This window comes from Streptomyces sp. YGL11-2, assembly GCF_050054615.1.
GTDB lineage: Bacteria > Actinomycetota > Actinomycetes > Streptomycetales > Streptomycetaceae > Streptomyces.
On sequence record NZ_JBNHIN010000012.1, the window covers coordinates 206813 to 208911 of the forward strand.

At 68.1% G+C, this 2099-nt stretch carries 2 protein-coding genes; both read right to left on the minus strand.

What is annotated here, in order from left to right:
- Positions 1–198 precede the first annotated feature (198 nt).
- Positions 199–690 carry a hypothetical protein gene (locus ACO1BR_RS16795; protein WP_426795864.1) on the minus strand — a complete coding sequence of 164 codons (492 nt, stop codon included), beginning with the start codon at positions 688–690 and terminating at the stop codon, positions 199–201.
- A 412-nt stretch (positions 691–1102) separates the two neighbouring features.
- Positions 1103–1756, minus strand: a complete 654-nt coding sequence (locus ACO1BR_RS16800) for a maleylpyruvate isomerase N-terminal domain-containing protein (RefSeq protein WP_426795865.1) — start codon at positions 1754–1756, stop codon at positions 1103–1105.
- Positions 1757–2099: the final 343 nt, after the last annotated feature.

Consider the following 2099-nt stretch of genomic DNA (forward strand, 5'->3'; position numbering starts at 1 on the left):
CAGGGAGGCCCCTAGAACGTCCACTCCGAGGTTGTCGAGTGGGCCTGAGGGGCCTTCGCGCCGGCTTGCGGGTCTGGGACATCCGATGGCTCGCCGGGGCGGTGGCCTCCAGGTGGGTTGTCGCCTGCCGTGCAGATGGTGTCGCGGCCTGGGCGGACTCCCGTGGTGCGCCGGAGGCCACCCGGGGACGAAGAACGATCAGGCGCTGTCGCGGCCTTGGTTCCTGCGGTCCTCCAGGTGGCTGATCACGAGATGGGCAAGGGCGATCAGCAAGGTGGCGAGCAGGGCGGGTAGCCAGGGGTGCTGGACGCGGAGCCCGGGCGTGAAGGCTTCGACGAACAGGGCGGCCAGGAAGGTCGTCGTCGCCGAGAGGGCCGTCTCCACACCGTGCTCGACCTTGTCCGAAACGGCCGAAAGGCGCAGCAGGAGGCGCACAGGAGAGGTGAACACCCCGGCGAGTAGGCCACAAGGCAGGAACAGCAGCGCTGCCCAGACGAGGGGACCCGCACCGTCGGCTTCGATCAGGTTGCGGGACAGGAAGCCAATGGTCAGGACGCCGATCAGCACTACTACGGCCACGACGGCGAGTACGCCGATTCCCAGGCTGGTCATGCCGAAGGCGGCGAGCACCTTGTCACGCGGGGACAGGGAGGCCCAGGTGGGTTCTTCGCCCGGGCGCCGGGGCTGCACAGTGCACTCCTTGCGGTACGGGAACGGGGCGGACGGCACCCCTGGCCCGGGCCGCCGTCCGCGGATTCAGCTGCCACAGAGGGCGACCATCATGATGGCGCGGGCGATGTCGTAGGCGACATCGGTGGGGACACCGGCCAGCCAACTGCGCTTGAAATCACCCAACTTTCAGGCGATCGAGGTGTGTGCCGTGGAACGGGCCAGTGCATCCATCCCTGGTTTCGCGGCGCTTGCGCCGAGACGGTCGTGGTCGTGTCCGGCGCACGCGGGTTGGTGACCCGTAGCGTGCGTTGGTGGATCGCGCGACCTGGAGAACTGCCGGCGGGCGTCGGCATGTCGTGCGCATCGGGCGCATCGGGCGCATCCCCAAGCGTCGCGCTCGGCTCTTCGGCGTCTTCCGCTGTGGTGAGAGTCAGCTGCCGCCGCGCGGTGCGCCATGCCAACGCCAGTTCGTCCGGCGGGGGCGGTCAGGCATCTCGATACGTCCGGTAGCCCACAGCAGGGTCGACCACGGAGTACCGGCGATGGGAACGTCAGGGAACAGCCGTACAAGAACCCGCTCGCTCAGGTCCTGAGGAGGCTCCCACGCGCGCTGCAGGCCCTGAGCGATGTCGTGGGTATGGACGAGGGTCTCGACGACGCCCATCGCCGCGAACCCCTCCGGGTCGGATGCGCCGAAGACGTGCGGCGCCAGGACGGTGGGAGGTGCCGTGTCGACGGCGATTGCCAGCAGTCCGCCGCACGCCTGCACTACGGTCAGGAGCCCCTCGGGTCCTGCCTCTTCGTCGCCGAAGATGACGTTGGCCGGACCTTGGGGCCGATCACGAGAGACGCGTAGGGGCACACGTGGCACGTCCATCGGCTGCGCGAGACCGAACCGCAGCGCGTACGTGAACAAGTCATCCGCGAGGTGTTCCAGAGTCTCCCGGCGTGTCCACTCCAGGCTGCCGGCCCGTCCATTCCAATGGGCCGCGGGGAGGCCGGTGAGGGCGTTGACACAGTGGGCCACGGCTTGCCGCACGTGGCTCCCGCTCACCAGTGCTTGCGGTTCTGCGGACTCTGGCATGCCGGAAGCCTACAAGGGCGTGCCGACAGCCGATTTAGCGCTACTTCGTGCTACTTCGCTCCGCTTCGCGCTGCTGCCCGCGATGTGCGGGAGTCGGCGGCCATGACCGTTCGAGGGTCCGTTCCACGGGGGCAAGTGGGCCTGCATGGTGCCGTATTGACTCTGGTTGGCCTCCTTATCCTCTTTACTTTTGCCAGCTCAGGGTGGCCGCACGCAAGTCGGCCCCCACGGTGCCGGCGCTTGGACTTGCCAATGGCGCCATAGTGGTGCCATTATGACGTCATGGACCTCACTCCGTATGTCGACACTCTGCGGCGGGAACTGGCGGTGGCTGCCGAGGCCG

What these genes read in the sequence shown, in the direction of transcription:
- ACO1BR_RS16800 (WP_426795865.1), bottom strand. Translation starts at nt 1,756, where the DNA reads ATGCCAGAGTCCGCAGAACCGCAAGCACTGGTGAGCGGGAGCCACGTG.